Source organism: Acidimicrobiales bacterium (genome assembly GCA_022452145.1).
Lineage (GTDB): Bacteria > Actinomycetota > Acidimicrobiia > Acidimicrobiales > MedAcidi-G1 > UBA9410.
Genome location: JAKURY010000035.1, coordinates 1 through 15,852 on the forward strand (window position 1 = coordinate 1; position 15,852 = coordinate 15,852).

13 protein-coding genes are annotated in these 15,852 nt (G+C 69.0%); 10 read left to right on the top strand and 3 right to left on the bottom strand.

Going from position 1 to position 15,852, the window contains the following annotated elements; all coding sequences use genetic code 11:
- Nucleotides 1-455: FAD-binding protein (locus tag MK177_09845; protein MCH2427615.1), on the top strand; the 455-nt coding region annotated here is incomplete at its 5' end.
- 208 nt (nt 456-663) lie between these two features.
- On the opposite strand, the gene MK177_09850 is transcribed toward MK177_09845, so the two are convergent.
- Nucleotides 664-1,911, bottom strand: coding sequence for a DUF1015 family protein (locus tag MK177_09850; protein ID MCH2427616.1), 1,248 nt, complete (start codon nt 1,909-1,911; stop codon nt 664-666).
- The gene (locus MK177_09855) at nt 1,908-3,119 is read right to left on the bottom strand and encodes an NAD(P)-binding domain-containing protein (GenBank protein ID MCH2427617.1); all 1,212 of its coding nucleotides are present in this window, start codon (nt 3,117-3,119) and stop codon (nt 1,908-1,910) included. The genes MK177_09850 and MK177_09855 overlap by 4 nt, the downstream gene beginning before the upstream one ends.
- A 188-nt stretch (nt 3,120-3,307) precedes the next feature.
- On the opposite strand from MK177_09855, the gene MK177_09860 reads away from it, so the two are divergent.
- From MK177_09860 to MK177_09895, 8 genes are all read left to right on the top strand, one after another.
- Nucleotides 3,308-4,201 (top strand): 3-keto-5-aminohexanoate cleavage protein, encoded by an 894-nt coding sequence (locus MK177_09860; GenBank protein ID MCH2427618.1) that lies wholly within the window; start codon nt 3,308-3,310, stop codon nt 4,199-4,201.
- A gap of 30 nt (nt 4,202-4,231) precedes the next feature.
- Nucleotides 4,232-5,710, top strand: a complete 1,479-nt coding sequence (locus MK177_09865; GenBank protein MCH2427619.1) for a 3-hydroxyacyl-CoA dehydrogenase NAD-binding domain-containing protein — start codon at nt 4,232-4,234, stop codon at nt 5,708-5,710.
- Between the two features lie 33 nt (nt 5,711-5,743).
- Complete coding sequence (locus tag MK177_09870; GenBank protein MCH2427620.1) at nt 5,744-6,904, top strand: acyl-CoA dehydrogenase family protein; 1,161 nt, start codon at nt 5,744-5,746, stop codon at nt 6,902-6,904.
- Nucleotides 6,905-6,964: 60 nt separating this feature from the next.
- Nucleotides 6,965-8,995: an acetate--CoA ligase family protein gene (locus MK177_09875; GenBank protein MCH2427621.1), complete on the top strand. Its 2,031-nt coding sequence runs from the start codon at nt 6,965-6,967 to the stop codon at nt 8,993-8,995.
- A gap of 13 nt (nt 8,996-9,008) precedes the next feature.
- On the top strand, nt 9,009-9,812 hold the full coding sequence (caiD, locus tag MK177_09880) for a crotonobetainyl-CoA hydratase (GenBank protein ID MCH2427622.1): 804 nt from the start codon (nt 9,009-9,011) through the stop codon (nt 9,810-9,812).
- Between the two features lie 153 nt (nt 9,813-9,965).
- The gene (locus MK177_09885; protein ID MCH2427623.1) at nt 9,966-11,873 is read left to right on the top strand and encodes a molybdopterin-dependent oxidoreductase; all 1,908 of its coding nucleotides are present in this window, start codon (nt 9,966-9,968) and stop codon (nt 11,871-11,873) included.
- Nucleotides 11,866-13,689, top strand: coding sequence for an NAD(P)H-dependent oxidoreductase subunit E (locus tag MK177_09890; GenBank protein ID MCH2427624.1), 1,824 nt, complete (start codon nt 11,866-11,868; stop codon nt 13,687-13,689). Before MK177_09885 ends, MK177_09890 begins: the two co-directional genes overlap by 8 nt.
- The gene (locus MK177_09895) at nt 13,686-14,549 is read left to right on the top strand and encodes a 2Fe-2S iron-sulfur cluster-binding protein (protein MCH2427625.1); all 864 of its coding nucleotides are present in this window, start codon (nt 13,686-13,688) and stop codon (nt 14,547-14,549) included. The genes MK177_09890 and MK177_09895 overlap by 4 nt, the downstream gene beginning before the upstream one ends.
- Nucleotides 14,550-14,602: 53 nt before the next feature.
- Here the strand turns inward: MK177_09895 and MK177_09900 are convergent, their stop codons facing one another.
- Entirely contained in the window at nt 14,603-15,235 is a 633-nt protein-coding gene (locus MK177_09900; GenBank protein MCH2427626.1) for a class I SAM-dependent methyltransferase, read from the bottom strand.
- Between the two features lie 227 nt (nt 15,236-15,462).
- Here MK177_09900 and MK177_09905 point away from each other — a divergent pair.
- Nucleotides 15,463-15,852: hypothetical protein (locus tag MK177_09905; GenBank protein ID MCH2427627.1), on the top strand; the 390-nt coding region annotated here is incomplete at its 3' end.

Sequence of the window (15,852 nt, forward strand, 5' to 3'; positions counted from 1 at the left end):
TCCCGTTCAGTCCTGACCTGGACGACGCCGTGGCCCACACCATCGTCGTGGATCGGGTGGTCCTGACCAGGGGCATCACGCTGTCGACCGCACCGGTGGTGGTTGGTGGGGGTCGTGGCGTGGGTTCCGCCGAGGCCTTCGGGCCGCTGGAGGAATTAGCCGCCCTGCTGGGTGGCGTCGTTGGGTGCTCGCGTGCGGTTACCAACACCGGCGGGCGTCCACACAGCGACCAGGTCGGCCAGACCGGCACCCGGATAGCGCCGGAGATCTACATCGCCAGCGGAATCTCGGGTGCCATCCAGCACTGGGTGGGGGCCATGGCAGCCAAGAACATCCTGGCCATCAACACGGATCGGGAGGCCAACATGGTCGCCCGCGCCGGCCATGCGGTCATCGGGGACCTGCACCAGGTCATTCCGGCAGTCATCGAGGAGATCCGGAGCCGGAGGGGCTGAGGTGGCGGGAGTTCTGGACGGCGTCGACTGACACCGGGTCCCGGGCTCAGTACCGGCGCCGGGTGCCGCCGAGCACGGTGCTGGTGTCTGTCACCGGGACGATGGGGAACCAGCCCCGGACCGAGTTGACCATCCAGACGGCGGCGGCCCGGTCATGACGTCGACATCAGCGTGTCGGTTTCATGGTGTCGACACCACGATGCCGACATCACGAAGAGCCTGTCTCCGCACCGCCCTCCCGGTCCAGGCGTCGGACGAACACACCGGAACGGGGCTTGGGCTCAAAGTAGGAGGACTTGGGAGGCATGAGGTCGCTGTCGTCGGCGACGGCCATGAGCTCGGCGACCGACGTGGCATGCACGACGAAGCCCACCCGGTCGTCGGCGTCGCACCGGCGGACCAGGGCGGCGAGGCCGACCGGCTCAGGGATGTAGTCGATCATCGGATCGCTGCCCGGGTCTGTGATGCCGAAGGTTGGGGCCAGTACCCCGTCCTGGAGGCGGGACACGTCCAGGCGGTCGACCGCCCGGTAGCCGACCGCCGGCGGAAGTTCGAGGGAGAACCATCGGCCGCCCACGTAGACCCCCACGGTGCCGGGCCCGGCAGGGCGCGCGTCGGTGGCATCGGCCCTGGGCTGCAGGGACCCGCAGTCGGCCAGCGCCCCGAGGATCGCCTCGGTCCCGCGTCCGGCCCGATCCCCGACCCGACGGTGGAACGGCAGGACCAGCATCTCGGCATCCGGGAACAGCACGGCCTCGGTCCACTGCAGTGGATGGTCGGGGTCGGTGGGTGCCACCCGGGCCAGTGCCTCGACGGCGGCTGCCAGCCGGTGGTGGCCGTCCGTGACGTAGAGGGCCCGGTCTCCCATGGTGTCCATCAGGGCGTCGGCGTCCTCGCCGACCACTGCCCAGACCGTCTGGTGGACGCCCTCACTGGTGGACTCCAGGATCGGTCGGCCGGCGCTGCACGCGGCGATGACCGCGTCCAGGGCGTCGTCGGTCCGGTAGGTGAGCGAGATCGGGCTGGACGACATCCCGACCTCGAGCAGGTGGCGGGTCAACAGGTCGGCCCGGCCCGGCCGGACCGACTCGTGGCGCAGGATCCGCCGGTCGTCGGCACCGGTCACGGGGACGAGGCCCAGGATTCCGGTCTGGGCGTGGTCGTCGATCTCCATGCGGTACAGGAACAGGGACGGTCGGTCGTGCGCCAGGTAGGCACCGGCGTCGTAGATGCGCTGCATGGCAGCCGCACATCCGGCGATCAGGCCGTCGATGTCATCGCGCCGGTCGGGTGGCACGTCCTCCTGGGAGCGGGTCACGTGCAGGAAGCTGTACGGGTTCGCATCGGCCACCGCTGCCCGCTGCTTCGGCGTGTAGGCGTCGTAGGGACCGGTGGTGACCCGATCGGCCCATGCCGGGTCGATGACCAGGCCGGGAAATGCCCTCAGGACATTCACTGTTGACGACCCCTGGTCTGTACCTGGATCACGTTGTCCAGGGCGGCCAACTGCCGGGTGACGTCGACGGTCACCTCCCCGGTCACGTCGATTATGGCCATGGCTGCGTTCGAGCCCTTGAAGACCTTGTTCGCCATGGTCTGGACGTTGATGTCGGCCTTGCGGAGTACCTCCAGCGCGCCGGCCAGCACGCCGACCCGGTCGAAGTGGCGGATCGTGATGGTGTCTGCGCCGACCCGTGTCTGGACCACGTTCACGCAGTTCATGGGATCGCCGGCACGGTAGGCCTCGATGACGTCGATGGTGCGGGCCGAGGTGGCGTCCTGGGCCTGCTGCGTCGAGGCTCCGATGTGGTGGGTGCCGACGACCGACGGATGGGCGGCCAGCTTCGAGATGAACTCCCCGGTGCCGCTGCTCGGTTCGTCACGGAACACGTCCAGGCCCGCCCGGATGCCCTTGGACTCGATGGCATCCAGCAGGGCCCCCTCGTCGACCACCTCGCCCCGGCTGGTGTTCAGCAGGATCGAACCCGGCTTCATCCTGTCCAGGAATCCGGCATCCACGAGGTCGACGGTTTGGTCACCGCCGGGCACGTGGATCGACACGATGTCCGACTCGGCGAGGAGGGTGTCGAGGTCGTCGACCAGGCGGATGCCGATGGAGCGGATGCGCGCCTCGATGTCGGCCCGTCGGTCGGCCTTGCGCTCGGCCACCACGGTCATGCCGAACGAGCGGACCCGCTCGGCGACGGCCAGGCCGATCTCGCCCACGCCGACGATGCCGAAGGTCTTGCCCATGAGGCCGTCGGCCTCCGAATAGCCATTCTTGTTCCAGGTGCCGTTTCGGAGGTCGTTGGCGGCTGCCGGGATGTGCCGGTCGAGGGCCAGCAAGAGGCCCAGGGTGAGCTCGGCCACGGCCACCGAGTTGGTGCCGGGCACGTTGCAGACGTAGATGCCGGAGTTGGCGGCCGCCTGGCAGTCGATGGTGTTGGTTCCGGCGCCCGAGCGCACGATGAGGCACAGGACGTCGGACCGGTCGATGGCCTCGGCCGTCACCCTGGTGCTGCGTACGACCAGCACGTCGATGCCCTCGATGGCATCGGGGATGTCGTCGGCGCACAACTCGGGAGCGACTATGCACTCGTCGCCCTGCTGGCGGAGGAGGTCGATGTGCGACTCGGGTAGAGCGTCGGCAAACAGGATCTTCATAGGTGCTCCTTCGGCACGCCGACGCCGGCACCTGAGGTGCGGACGGCGGGGTAGCCTGCGCGAATCTGGGGTGGCCCTGAGCCGTAGAAGAGCCTACGCAGGGCCATGCCAGAGCACAATGGGCGGTCCGGTCGGCAGCATCATCGGACCCGGTCACCCTGCCACGTGCGGGGAGTCAGGGGGGGGCTATGACCCGAGCCATGAACCGCGATGTGATCGTCTCGTGCGCCGTGACCGGCGCCGGCGACACGGCCGGCCGAAGCGAGCACGTGCCGGTCACCCCGGAACAGATCGCAGCGTCGGCACTGGACGCAGCCTCGGCCGGGGCGGCGATCGTGCACTGCCACGTGCGCGACCTCGAGTCCGGAAAGGGCACGCGGACCGTGGACCTCTACCGGGAGGTGGTGGAAAGGATCCGGGAGAAGAACGAAGAGGTGGTCATAAACCTGACGGCCGGCATGGGTGGTGACCTGAACGTGGGTCCGGACGACGACCCGATGGCGTGGCAGCCCGGCACCGACCTGGTCGGTGGCCTCGAACGCCTGGCACACGTGGAGGCCATCCGGCCCGACATCTGTTCCATGGACTGCGGGTCGCTGAACTTCGGCGATGACAACGAGGTGTACGTCTCCACCCCGTCGATGCTGCGGATAATGGCGAAGCGGGTCCGGGAGCTGGGCGTCCGGCCCGAGCTGGAGGTCTTCGACACGGGAAACCTGTGGTTCGCCGAGACGATGATCGCCGAGGGCCTGATCGACGCCCCGTACTGGATCCAGCTCTGCCTGTCGATCCCCTACGGAACGCCCCTGGACATCGGGATCCTGCAGGCCATGGTGAACCGCCTGCCTGACGAGGCCGAGTTCACGTCGTTCGGCCTGGGGGCCATGCAGATGCCCATGGCCACCCAGTCGGTGATGCTGGGAGGCCACGTACGGGTCGGCCTGGAGGACAACCTCTACCTGGAGCGTGGGGTCCTGGCCACCAACGCACAACTGGTCTCCAAGGCCGTGATGCTCATCGAGCTCATGGGTGCTCGGATCCAGACGCCGGCCGACGCCCGCCGGACCCTGAAGATCGGCTGATCCGGGAGCCGAGTGGAGAGGTATGTGCCGGTGACGGAACCGCGCACCATCGGGGTGGTCGGCACCGGGGTCATCGGCGCCGGCTGGGCCGTCCGGGCACTGGCCCGGGGCCATGACGTCGTGGCCTGGGATCCGGCCCCCGGTGCGTCCGACAGGCTCGGGTCCGCCGTTCGGAGGGCCTGGCCGTCGGCCGCCAGGCTGGGGCTGTTCCCCGGCGCCGATCCGTCCCGCCTGACGTGGGCCGACTCCGCCGAGGGGTTGGCGGCCCGAGTGGACTGGATCCAGGAGAGCGCTCCGGAGGACGAGGAGGTGAAGCGGCCGCTGATCCGGTCGCTGGCCGCCCACTCGGGGCCCGAGGTGGTGATCGCCTCCAGTTCCTCGGGCCTGCTCCCCACCCGGCTCCAGGACGGTTGCGAGCATCCGGAGCGGATCCTCATCGGCCATCCCTTCAACCCCGTGTACCTGCTGCCGCTTGTCGAGGTGGTGGCTGGGGAGCAGACCTCCCAAGCCGGCATGGACGCGGCGGTAGCCCACTACGACGACCTGGTGATGTACCCGCTCGTGGTACGCACCGAGATCGAGGGCTACCTGTCGGACCGCCTACAGGAGGCGCTGTGGCGCGAGGTCCTCCACCTGGTCAACGACGGCGTGGCCACGACCCGGGAACTGGACGACGCCGTGAGCTACGGCCCGGGGCTCCGGTGGGCAGGCATGGGCACCAACCTCACCTTCCACCTGGCCGGGGGAGAACAGGGCATGCGGCACATGCTCCGGCAGTTCGGACCGGCCCTGAAGCTGCCCTGGACGAAACTGGAGGCGCCCGAACTGACCGACGAGCTGATCGAGGCCATGGCGGATGGTTGCGAGGCACAGGCCGACGGCCGGAGCATCGACGAGCTGGAGCGACTCCGGGACGACTACGTGATCGGCGTGATGCGCTCCTTGCGCCCCCTCGACCTGGGCGCCGGTCGCCTCATTGCAGAACGGGAGGCTCGTATCCACGAGGCCTCGGGCGTGTCGACCTGGGCCACCGGCGATCCGGTGGCGGCACCGTTGGCCCTGTACGAGGCGCCGGTCGAGCCGGACTGGGTGGACTACAACGGCCACATGTCCGAGTGGGCCTTCCTGACCGCGTTCGGCTGGGCCAGCGACAAGCTGTTCCGGTACATCGGGATCGACGAGGACTATCGTGCGGCCGGCCACTCCCTCTTCACCGTGGAGACCCACCTCAACTACCTGAAGGAGGCCTCCCTCGGGGATCCGTTGCGCTTCACGACCCAGGTGCTGGGCGTCGACGCCAGGCGGGTCCACTTCTTCCACGCCATGGAGCACGCGGGTACCGGCGAGCTGCTGTGCACCACCGAGCAGATGCTGCTTCACCTGGACACCGATGCCGGTGCCACTACGCCGATCCTGTCGGGTCCGGCCGCCGCGCTGGCCGCCATCGCCGATGCCCACGCCGATCTGCCCGTCCCACCCCAGGTGGGGCGGGTGATGGGCCTCACCTGAACACCTGACCGGTACCCGAACCCGGAGCACGCCATGGACTTCGCCCTGACAGACGAACAGCAGATGATCGTCGAGACGGTCCGTTCCTTCGTCGAGCGCGAGCTGGTTCCCCACGAGGACGAGGTCGAGCGGCTCGGCGACGTGGAGCCGGACCTGGTGGCCCGTATCCGCGAACGGTCGTTGGCCGCCGGCATCTACGCGGCCAACATGCCTGCCGAACTGGGTGGCGGCGGTCTGGACAACCTCACCATGGCGCTGGTGGACAGGGCCTTCGGCTGGACGCAGTATGCGCTGCACTACGTGGTGGCCCGTCCCTCCAACATCCTGCAGGCCTGCATCGGCGACCAGGTCGAGGAGTACCTGCTCCCGACGATCAGGGGCGAGCGGGTCGACTGCCTTGCCATGAGCGAACCGGGCGCCGGCTCGGACGTGAGGGGCATGTCATGTCGGGCCGTCCGGGACGGCGACGACTTCGTCGTCAACGGCACCAAGCACTTCATCAGCCACGCCGACCTCGCCGACTACACGATCCTGTTCGCCGCGACCGGGGAGGAGAACACCCCCAGGGGGCCCAAGAAGCTGATCACGTCATTCCTCGTAGACCACGACACGCCGGGCCTCAAGTTGGCGCCCGGCTACAACTCGGTGTCCAACCGCGGCTACCACAATCTGATCCTGAACTTCGACGACTGTCGGGTGCCGGCGTCGAAGGTACTGGGCGAGGAGAACCGGGGCTTTGAGGTGGCCAACGAGTGGCTGGGCTCCACCCGCCTGCAGGTTGCCTCGGTGTGCCTGGGGCGGGCCGACCGGGCGATGTCGGTGGCGCTGGACTGGGCCGCGTCCCGGGAGCAGTTCGGCCAGAAGATCGGAAAGTTCCAGGGTGTGTCGTTCAAGTTGGCCGACATGCGCACCAGGATGGTCGAGGCCGAGCTGATGACCTACCGGGCGGCGTGGTTGATGGACCATGGCGACATGTCGGATGGCGACGCGGCCATGGCCAAGATCTCGTCCACCGAGATGCTGCAGTTCGTATCCGACGAGGCCATCCAGATCTTGGGTGGGATGGGCCTGATGGAGGAGTTGCCGCTGGAGCGCATCTGGCGGGATGCCCGTGTCGACCGGATCTGGGACGGCACGAGCGAAATCCAACGTCACATCCTTAGCCGCGAGATGCTCCGCCCGTTGGGCGCCTGAGTGATTGCCCACTGGCAGGATCGACGTGAACCGACTGACCCGCCTCCCGGCAGGATCGACGTGAACCGACTGGCCCGCCTCCTGGCCCCGGGTTCGATCGCTGTGATCGGTGGCCGCCCGGCCGCCCTGGCCGTCGAGCAGTGCCTGGCGCTCGGCTTCGAGGGCGAAATCTGGCCGGTCCATCCGACGCGGTCGGATCTGGCGGGCATTCCGACCGTGCCGACCGTGGCCGACCTGCCCGGGTCGCCGGACGCCGCCCTGGTGGCGGTCAACCGCCACGCCACCATCGACGCGGTGGCAGCCCTTGCCGCCCTCGGAGCCGGTGCGGCGGTCTGCTACGCCTCGGGCTTCGCCGAGGTGGGTGGGGTCGGGGTCGACCTCCAGGCCGATCTGGTCGCAGCGGCCCGTTCGATGCCGGTGGTGGGTCCCAACTGCTACGGCACGGTGGCCGCAACGGTCGGGGCGGCCCTCTGGCCCGACCAGCAGGGCCTGCGACGTACCGGACGCGGGGTGGCCCTCGTGACCCAGAGCGGCAACATCGCCCTGAACCTCACGATGCAGAGCCGCCGAATGGCCATCAGCCACGTGCTGACGGTTGGTAACCAGGCCGACGTCGGTCTCGAGGAGTGCGTCGAGGTCCTGGTGGGCGACCCGACGGTATCGGCCATCGGCCTGCACATGGAGGCCCTGGGCGACGTGGCCCGATTCGAGTCGGCCTGCCTGCGGGCCTCAGCGGCAGATGTGCCGGTGGTGGTGCTCAAGACCGGGTCCTCGACGCTGGCGGCTGGCATCGCCGTGTCGCACACCGCCTCGATGGTCGGCGACGCCACCGCCTACCGGGCGTTGTTCGAACGCCTAGGCGTGCGACAAGTCCGGTCGATCCCGGAGCTGCTGGACACGCTGGCCGTCCTGGACGGGCTGGGTGGGATCGGCGGACGCCGACTGGTCTCGATGAGCTGCTCGGGTGGCGAGGCATCGGTGGTGGCGGATCGGGCCGAGTCCATGGACCTGGACTTCCCGGCCTTCGACGACGATCATGCTGTCCGGATCACCGACACCCTCTCCGACCTAGTGGCGGTCTCCAACCCGCTCGACTACCACACCTTCATCTGGGGTGACCGGGAGCGCCTCTCCGCCACGTTCACAGCGGTGATGGACGGACCCCTCGACGCAGCCATGCTCGTCCTCGACTTTCCATCTGCAGGCCTCGACGGCTCGGGCTGGTGGCCGACGCTGGGTGCCTTTGCCGACGCTGGTCAGGCCACCGGGACCCCCGGGGTGGTGGTGGCATCGATGGCCGAGAACCTCCCCCCGGAGGTTGAGGCGGCGGCCGACGAGGCCGGTCTGGTTGCCGTCCGGGGCATCGGTGAGGCGCTCACCGCCCTCGAGGCCTCGGCATGGTGGGGTGGACGGCGGGACCGGCCGCCGCTCTTGGTCGTCGATCCGTTCGATCCGACTGCCACGCGTACCCTGTACGAGGTCGAGGCCAAGGACCTGCTGGAAGCGGTTGGGGTACCGGTTCCCCGGCGTCAGGTGGTCACGGCCGTCGATGCGGTGGGTGCCTGGGAGCGCGGGGCCGCCACGGTTGTGGTCAAGGCCACCGGGATTACACACAAGACCGAGGCAGGCGGTGTGGCCGTGGGGTTGGCCGACGCCGCCGCGGTAAGTGCCGCCATTGAGTCCATGGGCCTCGACGACGACGATCAGGTGTTGGTGGAGGAGTTCGTGGATGACGCCGTCGCCGAGTTGCTGGTCAGCGTCCGTCGGGAGCCTCCGGTGGGTTGGTTCCTGACCCTGGGTATCGGCGGCACTCTGGTCGAGTTGTTGAGCGACACCGCCGGCCTGCTGCTCCCCGTCGATTCCGAGGACGTCCTGGCCGCCCTCCGGGGTCTGGCCGCCTGGCCACTGCTCGTCGGACACCGCGGGAGCCCACCCGCCGACCTCGACGCACTGGTCGGGACCATCATGGGCATAGCGGGCGCGCTGCACGCCCGTCCCGACCTGGTGGAGCTCGAATGCAACCCGGTGCTGGCTCGCCCGTGCGGGGCGGTCGTCGTCGACGCCCTGGCGACCGTGGTGGACTGCCGGTGAGGAGGACCCCCGAATGACCGATGCCCACGATGCCTCCAGGTCGTCGGTCAGCACGCGGATCCACGACGGCGTGCTGGAGGTGGTCCTGGACCGTCCGAAGGCCAACGCCATCGACGCTGCCGCCAGCCGGGAGCTGGGGCGGGTGTTCGCCGGGTTCCGGGATGATCCGTCTCTGCGGGTCGCCGTGTTCACGGGTGCCGGGGACCGCTTCTTCTCGGCTGGCTGGGACCTCGGCGCCGCGGCGGCCGGTGAGGAGTTCGAGGCCGACTACGGAGAGGGCGGTTTCGGGGGGTTCGGTGAGTTGCCGGGGCGGAACAAGCCGGTGGTTTGTGCCGTGAACGGCCTGGCGGTGGGCGGCGGCTTCGAGATCGCCATGGCGGCCGAGTTCGTGCTGGCCGCCGACCACGCCCAGTTCTTCCTGCCCGAGACCAGCCTGGGGATCATCCCGGACGTGGGCGCCATCCGCCTGCCCCGGATGCTGCCACCGGTGGTGGCCAACGAGGTGCTCTTCGGCGGCCGGAGGCTGGATGCGATGGAGGCCGAACGGTGGGGCCTGGTCAACCGGGTCGTGCCGGCTTCCGACCTGCGGGATGCCGCCCTCGAACTGGCCGGCCGTATCGCCGCCGCCGCACCACTGGCCGTCGAGGCGGTGATGGCCATCGATCGGGCCACCCGCCAGCTGTCCACCGACGAGGCGTTTGTTCACCTCAGGTCCGGCGATCTGGAGGCCTATGGGCGGATGCTGACGTCGGAGGACGCCCAGGAGGGTCCGAGGGCGTTCACCGAGAAGCGAGATCCCCACTGGCAGGGTCGTTGATTCACTGGTAGGAAACTCCCAGTGGCGTGAAACCGCGCTAGGTTCCGGGCCGACGGCGGCCCTCCGACAGGGGGCCTGTCGCCGAGGCCGGTCGACGGAGACTGGTCGGACGCCACTGATGGGGGACACATGAGCCAGCGTCTGACAACGCCGATGGTCCGCGAGGACGGGGTGCTCCGCGAGGCGACCTGGGAGGAGGCCCTCCAGCGGGCCGCCGACGGGTTTCGCTCCGTGGTCGATGCCCACGGCCCCACGGCCTTCGGCATGTTCAGCTGCTCGAAGACCACCAACGAGGTGAACTACGCCGCACAGCGTTTTGCCCGGAGGGTCGTCGGCTCGAACAACATCGACAGCTGCAATCGAACTTGACACGCTCCCAGCGTCGTCGGTCTGGCGACGGTCTTCGGAGCGGGCGGCGGCACCTCCTCGTATGAGGAGATCGAGAACGCCGACGTCATCCTCATGTGGGGTACCAACGCGCGCAACGCGCACCCGATCTTCTTCCACCATGTCCTGAAGGGCATCGGCAACGGTGCCCGATCGTGGACCATCGACCCCCGTCGGACCGGCACGGCCAGGTTCACCGACACATGGCTGGGCCTGAACGTCGGATCCGACATAGGCCTGGCCCACGGCGTGGCCCGGGAGATCATCCACGCCGGCCTTACCGACGAGGAGTTCATCCGGAATGCCACCAGCGGCTACGAGGAGTTCGTCGAGTTCGTGGAGCCGTGGACGCTGGAGCACACCGCAGAGGTCACCGGCGTGCCCGCCGAGGCCATCCGGGAACTGGCCCATGGCTACGCCACGGCGGCCACCGCCCAGATCTGCTGGACGCTGGGCATCACCGAACACCACACCGGGGTCGACAACGTCCAGTCGCTCTGCAACCTGGCCCTGCTGACCGGCCACGTGGGCCGCTGGGGTTCTGGCCTGGTGCCACTTCGGGGCCAGAACAACGTTCAGGGCGGCGGTGACATGGGCGCCCTGCCCAACAAGCTGACCGGCTTCCAGGACGTCGAGGACGACGAGGTCCGGGCAAGGTTCGAGGCGGCCTGGGGGTGCGAGATCCCGCCCGCCAACGGCTGGAACCTCACCCAGATGTTCGAGGCCATGGAGCGCGACGAGCTTCGCGCCATCTACTGCATCGGCGAGAACCCCGCTGACTCGGAGGCCAACGTCAAGCACGCACGGGCCATGCTGGAACGGCTCGACGTGCTGGTGGTCCAGGACGTGTTCATGACCAGGACTGCGCAGATGGCCGACGTGGTCCTGCCCGCCGCCCTGGGCTGGGCCGAGTCGGACGGCACGGCCACCAACAGCGAGCGTCGGGTCCAGCGCATGCGGGCCGCCGTGTCGCCACCCGGCCAGGCCCGCCAGGAGATAGGGATCATCAACGACCTGGCGGCGCTAATGGGTGACGACCGCTGGGGGAACCCGACGGCCGAGGAACTCTGGGAGGAACTCCGGACCGTCTCGCCGATGCACGGAGGTATGTCGTGGGATCGCCTGGAGGCCGAGGGCGGCCTCCAGTGGCCGTGTCCGACCGAGGACCATCCGGGTAGCCCGTTCCTCCACGGACGGCTCTGGGAGCGGCCGGTCGGGGGTCGACTTGCCCCGTTCTCGTGCGTCGAGGACAGCCCGCCGCTGGACCTACTCACCGAGGAGTTCCCGTTGCGCCTGACGACCGTCCGGGCCCTGGACTCGTACAACACCGGCGTACAGACGAGCAGGTACGCGTCGCCAATTCGCACCGGGGAGGCTCTCGAGATATCGGTGGCTGACGCGGCCGACCTGGGTGTCGTGGCGGGCGAGCGGGTACGGGTCTCGTCCCGACGGGGGGCGATCGAGATGACCATCGGGATCGACCGGGAGTTGGCGGTGGGCCTCTGCCACACGACGTTCCACTTTCCGGAGCTGGCGGACGTCAACCAGATCACCAGCGATGCCGTGGATCCCAAGTCTGGGACCGCCGAGTTCAAGGCCGCGGCGATCCGTATCGAGCGGCTGGACGGGAACGACCGGCTGGACGTGGACCACAGGGTGGGGGCCGGTGCCTGACCTCTACTTCGGCGCTGCCGTCGACGCCACCGAGGCCGAGAAGGCGGCGATCGACGAGGCCATCGCCGGATGGGGTCCGGTCACGGTGCGGGTATCGGAGCGGCTCGTCCATGCCGGGCTGACCCGCGCCAGGGAGCGTCGCCACCTGTTGCTACCGGCCCTCCATGCCCTTCAGCGGGCCGCCGGCTGGATAAGCCCCGGAGGTCTCGACCACGCCTGCCGGGCCCTCGAGGTGCCGCCGGCCGAGGGCTACGGCGTGGCGACCTTCTACCACCTGTTCACACACGAACCGCCGGTCGCCACCGACACGGTCCACGTTTGCGACGACGTGGCCTGTCGCCTCGTCGGGGCCCTAGACCTGATCGACGACCTGAGGGCCGAGGGCTACCACGTGAAGGCCAGCCCCTGCCTCGGCCAGTGTGAGCGGGGGCCGGCGATCATGGTCCAGCGCACCGGCCGATCGGACGTGACCGTCGCCGCAGTCGACGGCGGACCCGTCACCCCCTCGGAGGTGGCCGTGGCCGTCGGATCGGGCGCGTCGACGCCCTCCGTCACGGTTCCCCAGGCAGGCGATCCGGGCCTGCGCCTGCTGTCCCGGATAGGGGTGGTCGACCCGACCAGCCTCGAGGATTACCGGACCCACGGCGGATACCTTGCGCTGGATGCCTCGGTGGCGATGGGTGGCGACCGGGTCATCGCCGAGGTCACGACCGCCGGCCTGTCCGGGCGCGGCGGCGCTGCCTTCCCTACCGGCATCAAGTGGCGTGGCGTGGCCGACCAGGAGGGGCGCCCGCGCCACCTGGTGTGCAACGCCGACGAGTCCGAGCCCGGGACCTTCAAGGACCGGGTGATCATGGAGGGCGATCCGTTCTCCCTGGTCGAGGCCATGACGGTGGCCGGCCTGGCAATCGGGGCCGAACAGGGCTGGTTGTACATCCGGGGGGAGTATCCCGTGGCGATCGAGCGCCTCGCCGGCGCCATCGCGGCGGCTCGGGACGCCGGGCTGTTGGGCGACGACGTCGCCGGGTCCGGCCGGCGCTTCGACATCTCGCTGCGCAGGGGCGCCGGTGCCTACATATGCGGTGAGGAGACGGCCCTCTTCAACTCGATCGAGGGGTTCCGGGGTGAGCCGCGCAACAAGCCGCCCTTCCCGACCACCCACGGCCTGTTCGGGGAACCGACGGCCATCAACAACGTGGAGACGCTGGTCAACGTCCTACCCATCGTGCTGGTCGGTGGAGCGGCCTACGCGGCAGCGGGCACCGAGCGCTCACCGGGGACCAAGTTGTTCTGCCTCAGTGGTCGGGTAAACCGGCCCGGCACCTACGAGGTCGAGTTCGGCGCAACCCTGGGCGACCTCATCGACCTTGCCGGCGGCCTGACCGAGGGCAGCCGGCTACGGGCCATCATGCTGGGCGGTGCGGCGGGCAGCTTCGTGGGGCCGGAGTCTCTGGACCTCCCGTTGACGTTGGAGGCCACGCGGGAGGCCGGGGTGTCGCTGGGGTCGGGCGTGATCATGGTCTTCGACGAGTCCGACGACATGGTGGACACGGTGCGTCGGATCGCCGAGTTCTTCCGTGACGAGTCGTGCGGCCAGTGCGTGCCGTGTCGTGTGGGCACCGTGCGCCAGGAGGAGGTCCTGGTCCGCCTGGGCAGGGGAACCGCCCTCGAGGATGAACGTGACCTGCTCGACGACCTGGCAACCGTCATGAAGGATGCCTCGATCTGCGGCCTGGGCCAGACTGCGTCCGGCGCCGTGAGGAGCGCCCTGGACCTCGGCCTCCTGGCCGGGATCGCGGAAGGGGGAGGGCGATGAACGAGACGCCGGTGTCCGTGCCGACCACCCTGGTCGAGCTCACCATCGACGGTGAGTCCGTGAGGATTCCCGCGGGCTCGACGATCCTGGATGCCTGTCGCCGCGAGGGGATCGACACCCCGACGCTCTGCTGGGCCGAGAACCTCACCCCTGTGAACGTCTGCCGTGTCTGCGTCGTCGAGGTCGAGGGCTCGCGGGTCCTTGTGCCGTCGTGCTCCCGGCCGGTGGAGGACGGCATGGTCGTGGCCACCGACACCGAACGGGTCCGGACCAGCCGCCGGATGGTCTACGAGCTGCTCGCCTCGTCGGTCGAGATGGACCGGGCCGACCGCGAGGTCCACGACTGGATGGAGCACTACGGGGCCCGTCCGGAGCGGATGGGGAAGCGTTCGGAGATCGCCACCGTGGCCCAACCGGTGAAGGTCCAGGACGACCTCTACGTCCGTGACTACGAGCGCTGCATCCTCTGCTACAAGTGCGTAGAGGCGTGTGGGGACGATGCACAGCAGACCTACGCCATCGCCACGGCCGGTCGTGGCTTCGATGCCCACATATCCACCGAGCACGACGTCACCCTGCCCGACTCGGCCTGCGTCTACTGCGGCAACTGCATCGGCGTCTGCCCGACGGGCGCCCTGGCCTTCAGAACCGAGCACGACATGCGCCTGGCCGGCACGTGGAACGAGGAGGCCCAGGAGGTCACCACCACCATCTGCTCCTTCTGTGGGGTGGGCTGCAACCTGGAGCTGCACACCCAGGACGACCGCATAGTGAAGGTGACGTCACCGTCGGACCACTCGGTGACCCACGGACACCTCTGCATAAAGGGCCGGTTCGGATGGCAGCACGCCCACGCCTGACTCGACGTCGGCTGCAGTGACCGGGTCGCAGTGCCACCGGGTCCGCCAACGAGTCAGTTCCCGGACCTGACCAGGACGATGACCCAACCCATGATGGCGGCTCCCGGCAGGTGTTCGCCGTGCTCCCGGGACGCCACGGACGCCAGGCCGTCCGCCTCGATGGCGTCCAACTCGGCGGCGAGTTCGCCCACTTCCCAGAAATGGTCGTTGACGCCCACCACCACGGCGCCACCCGGCCGTACCACCCGGAGCACCTCGCGCAGGGCATCCGACCTGATGTGGCCGAAGGAGAACACGCCGACGGCCACAGCGTGGTCGTAGGCGTCGCCGTCGATGTCCAGACCGACGTTGAGGTCAGCCTCGAAGAGTTGCCGGTAGACGCCGGCCTCCGCCGCCCGCTCCAGCATGGGTGGCGAGAAGTCGCAGCCGTCCAGGCGGGTGAAGCCGACATCCCGCAGGGCGACGCCCGAAAGGCCGGTGCCACAACCCACGTCGAGGACATGACCGCAGGGGTCGGCCACCCCGGCCAGGGCTGCGGCGCACCTGGCCGGTTGTGCGTACCCGTTGTCGACGCCGACCTCCTGGTCATAGGTCTCGGCCCACCGCTGGTAGTGGTCGAGGGTCTGATCACCGGTCTCCAGGTCGTATGCGGTGCCCAGGAGGCCATCGGAGGGAGGGTCGGACATGGCTGGACCCTACGGACAGGGGATCCGGTCGGGGGAGCCGGCTGCCTGCAGGAGACTGCTTCCCGACAGGCGGGATGGTCTAACCGTATTACGAAAAGGTGACGGTTAGGGCAGACCCATGTGACAGGCGTCCCGTTCGCGCTTAGCCTTCTCCATCGGTGGCCAAGGGCCGCCGTACGGCTTGCCGAACTGACGGCATGGGCCGGGGATCCACCACATGGAGGGAAATGACGATGTTTCTACGTGCGCGCGTTCCACTCGCGCTGCTGTTGGGCTTCTCGCTGATCGCCGGGGCCTGTGGCTCCGACGATGCCGAGGAGTCCTCGACCGGTGGCGGTGACGCAGCGGCTACGACTGCTGCGCCGGCCGCCACTACTGCTGCTCCTGCAGCTACGACGGCGGCTCCGGCTACGACGGCTGCTCCGGCTACGACTGCTGCTCCGGCTCCTGAGGAGGTCGCCACGGTGGCCGACCATCGGGGTGATGGGTCTCTTGGGACGGTGGAGGTTGGTCCCGGTGAGGAGATCCAGATCCGTTCGCTGAACGCCATTTCCGGTGATGTGGCGTTCCTGGGTATTCCGAACCAGCGTGGCGTCGAGTTGGCGATCCGCGACTAC

Bases quoted from the DNA above. Each gene is read 5' to 3' on its own strand.
- MK177_09855 (MCH2427617.1), bottom strand. From the start codon at position 3,119: ATGAAGATCCTGTTTGCCGACGCTCTACCCGAGTCGCACATCGACCTC.
- MK177_09860 (MCH2427618.1), top strand. From the start codon at position 3,308: ATGACCCGAGCCATGAACCGCGATGTGATCGTCTCGTGCGCCGTGACC.
- MK177_09870 (MCH2427620.1), top strand. From the start codon at position 5,744: ATGGACTTCGCCCTGACAGACGAACAGCAGATGATCGTCGAGACGGTC.
- caiD (MCH2427622.1), top strand. From the start codon at position 9,009: ATGACCGATGCCCACGATGCCTCCAGGTCGTCGGTCAGCACGCGGATC.
- MK177_09895 (MCH2427625.1), top strand. From the start codon at position 13,686: ATGAACGAGACGCCGGTGTCCGTGCCGACCACCCTGGTCGAGCTCACC.
- MK177_09900 (MCH2427626.1), bottom strand. From the start codon at position 15,235: ATGTCCGACCCTCCCTCCGATGGCCTCCTGGGCACCGCATACGACCTG.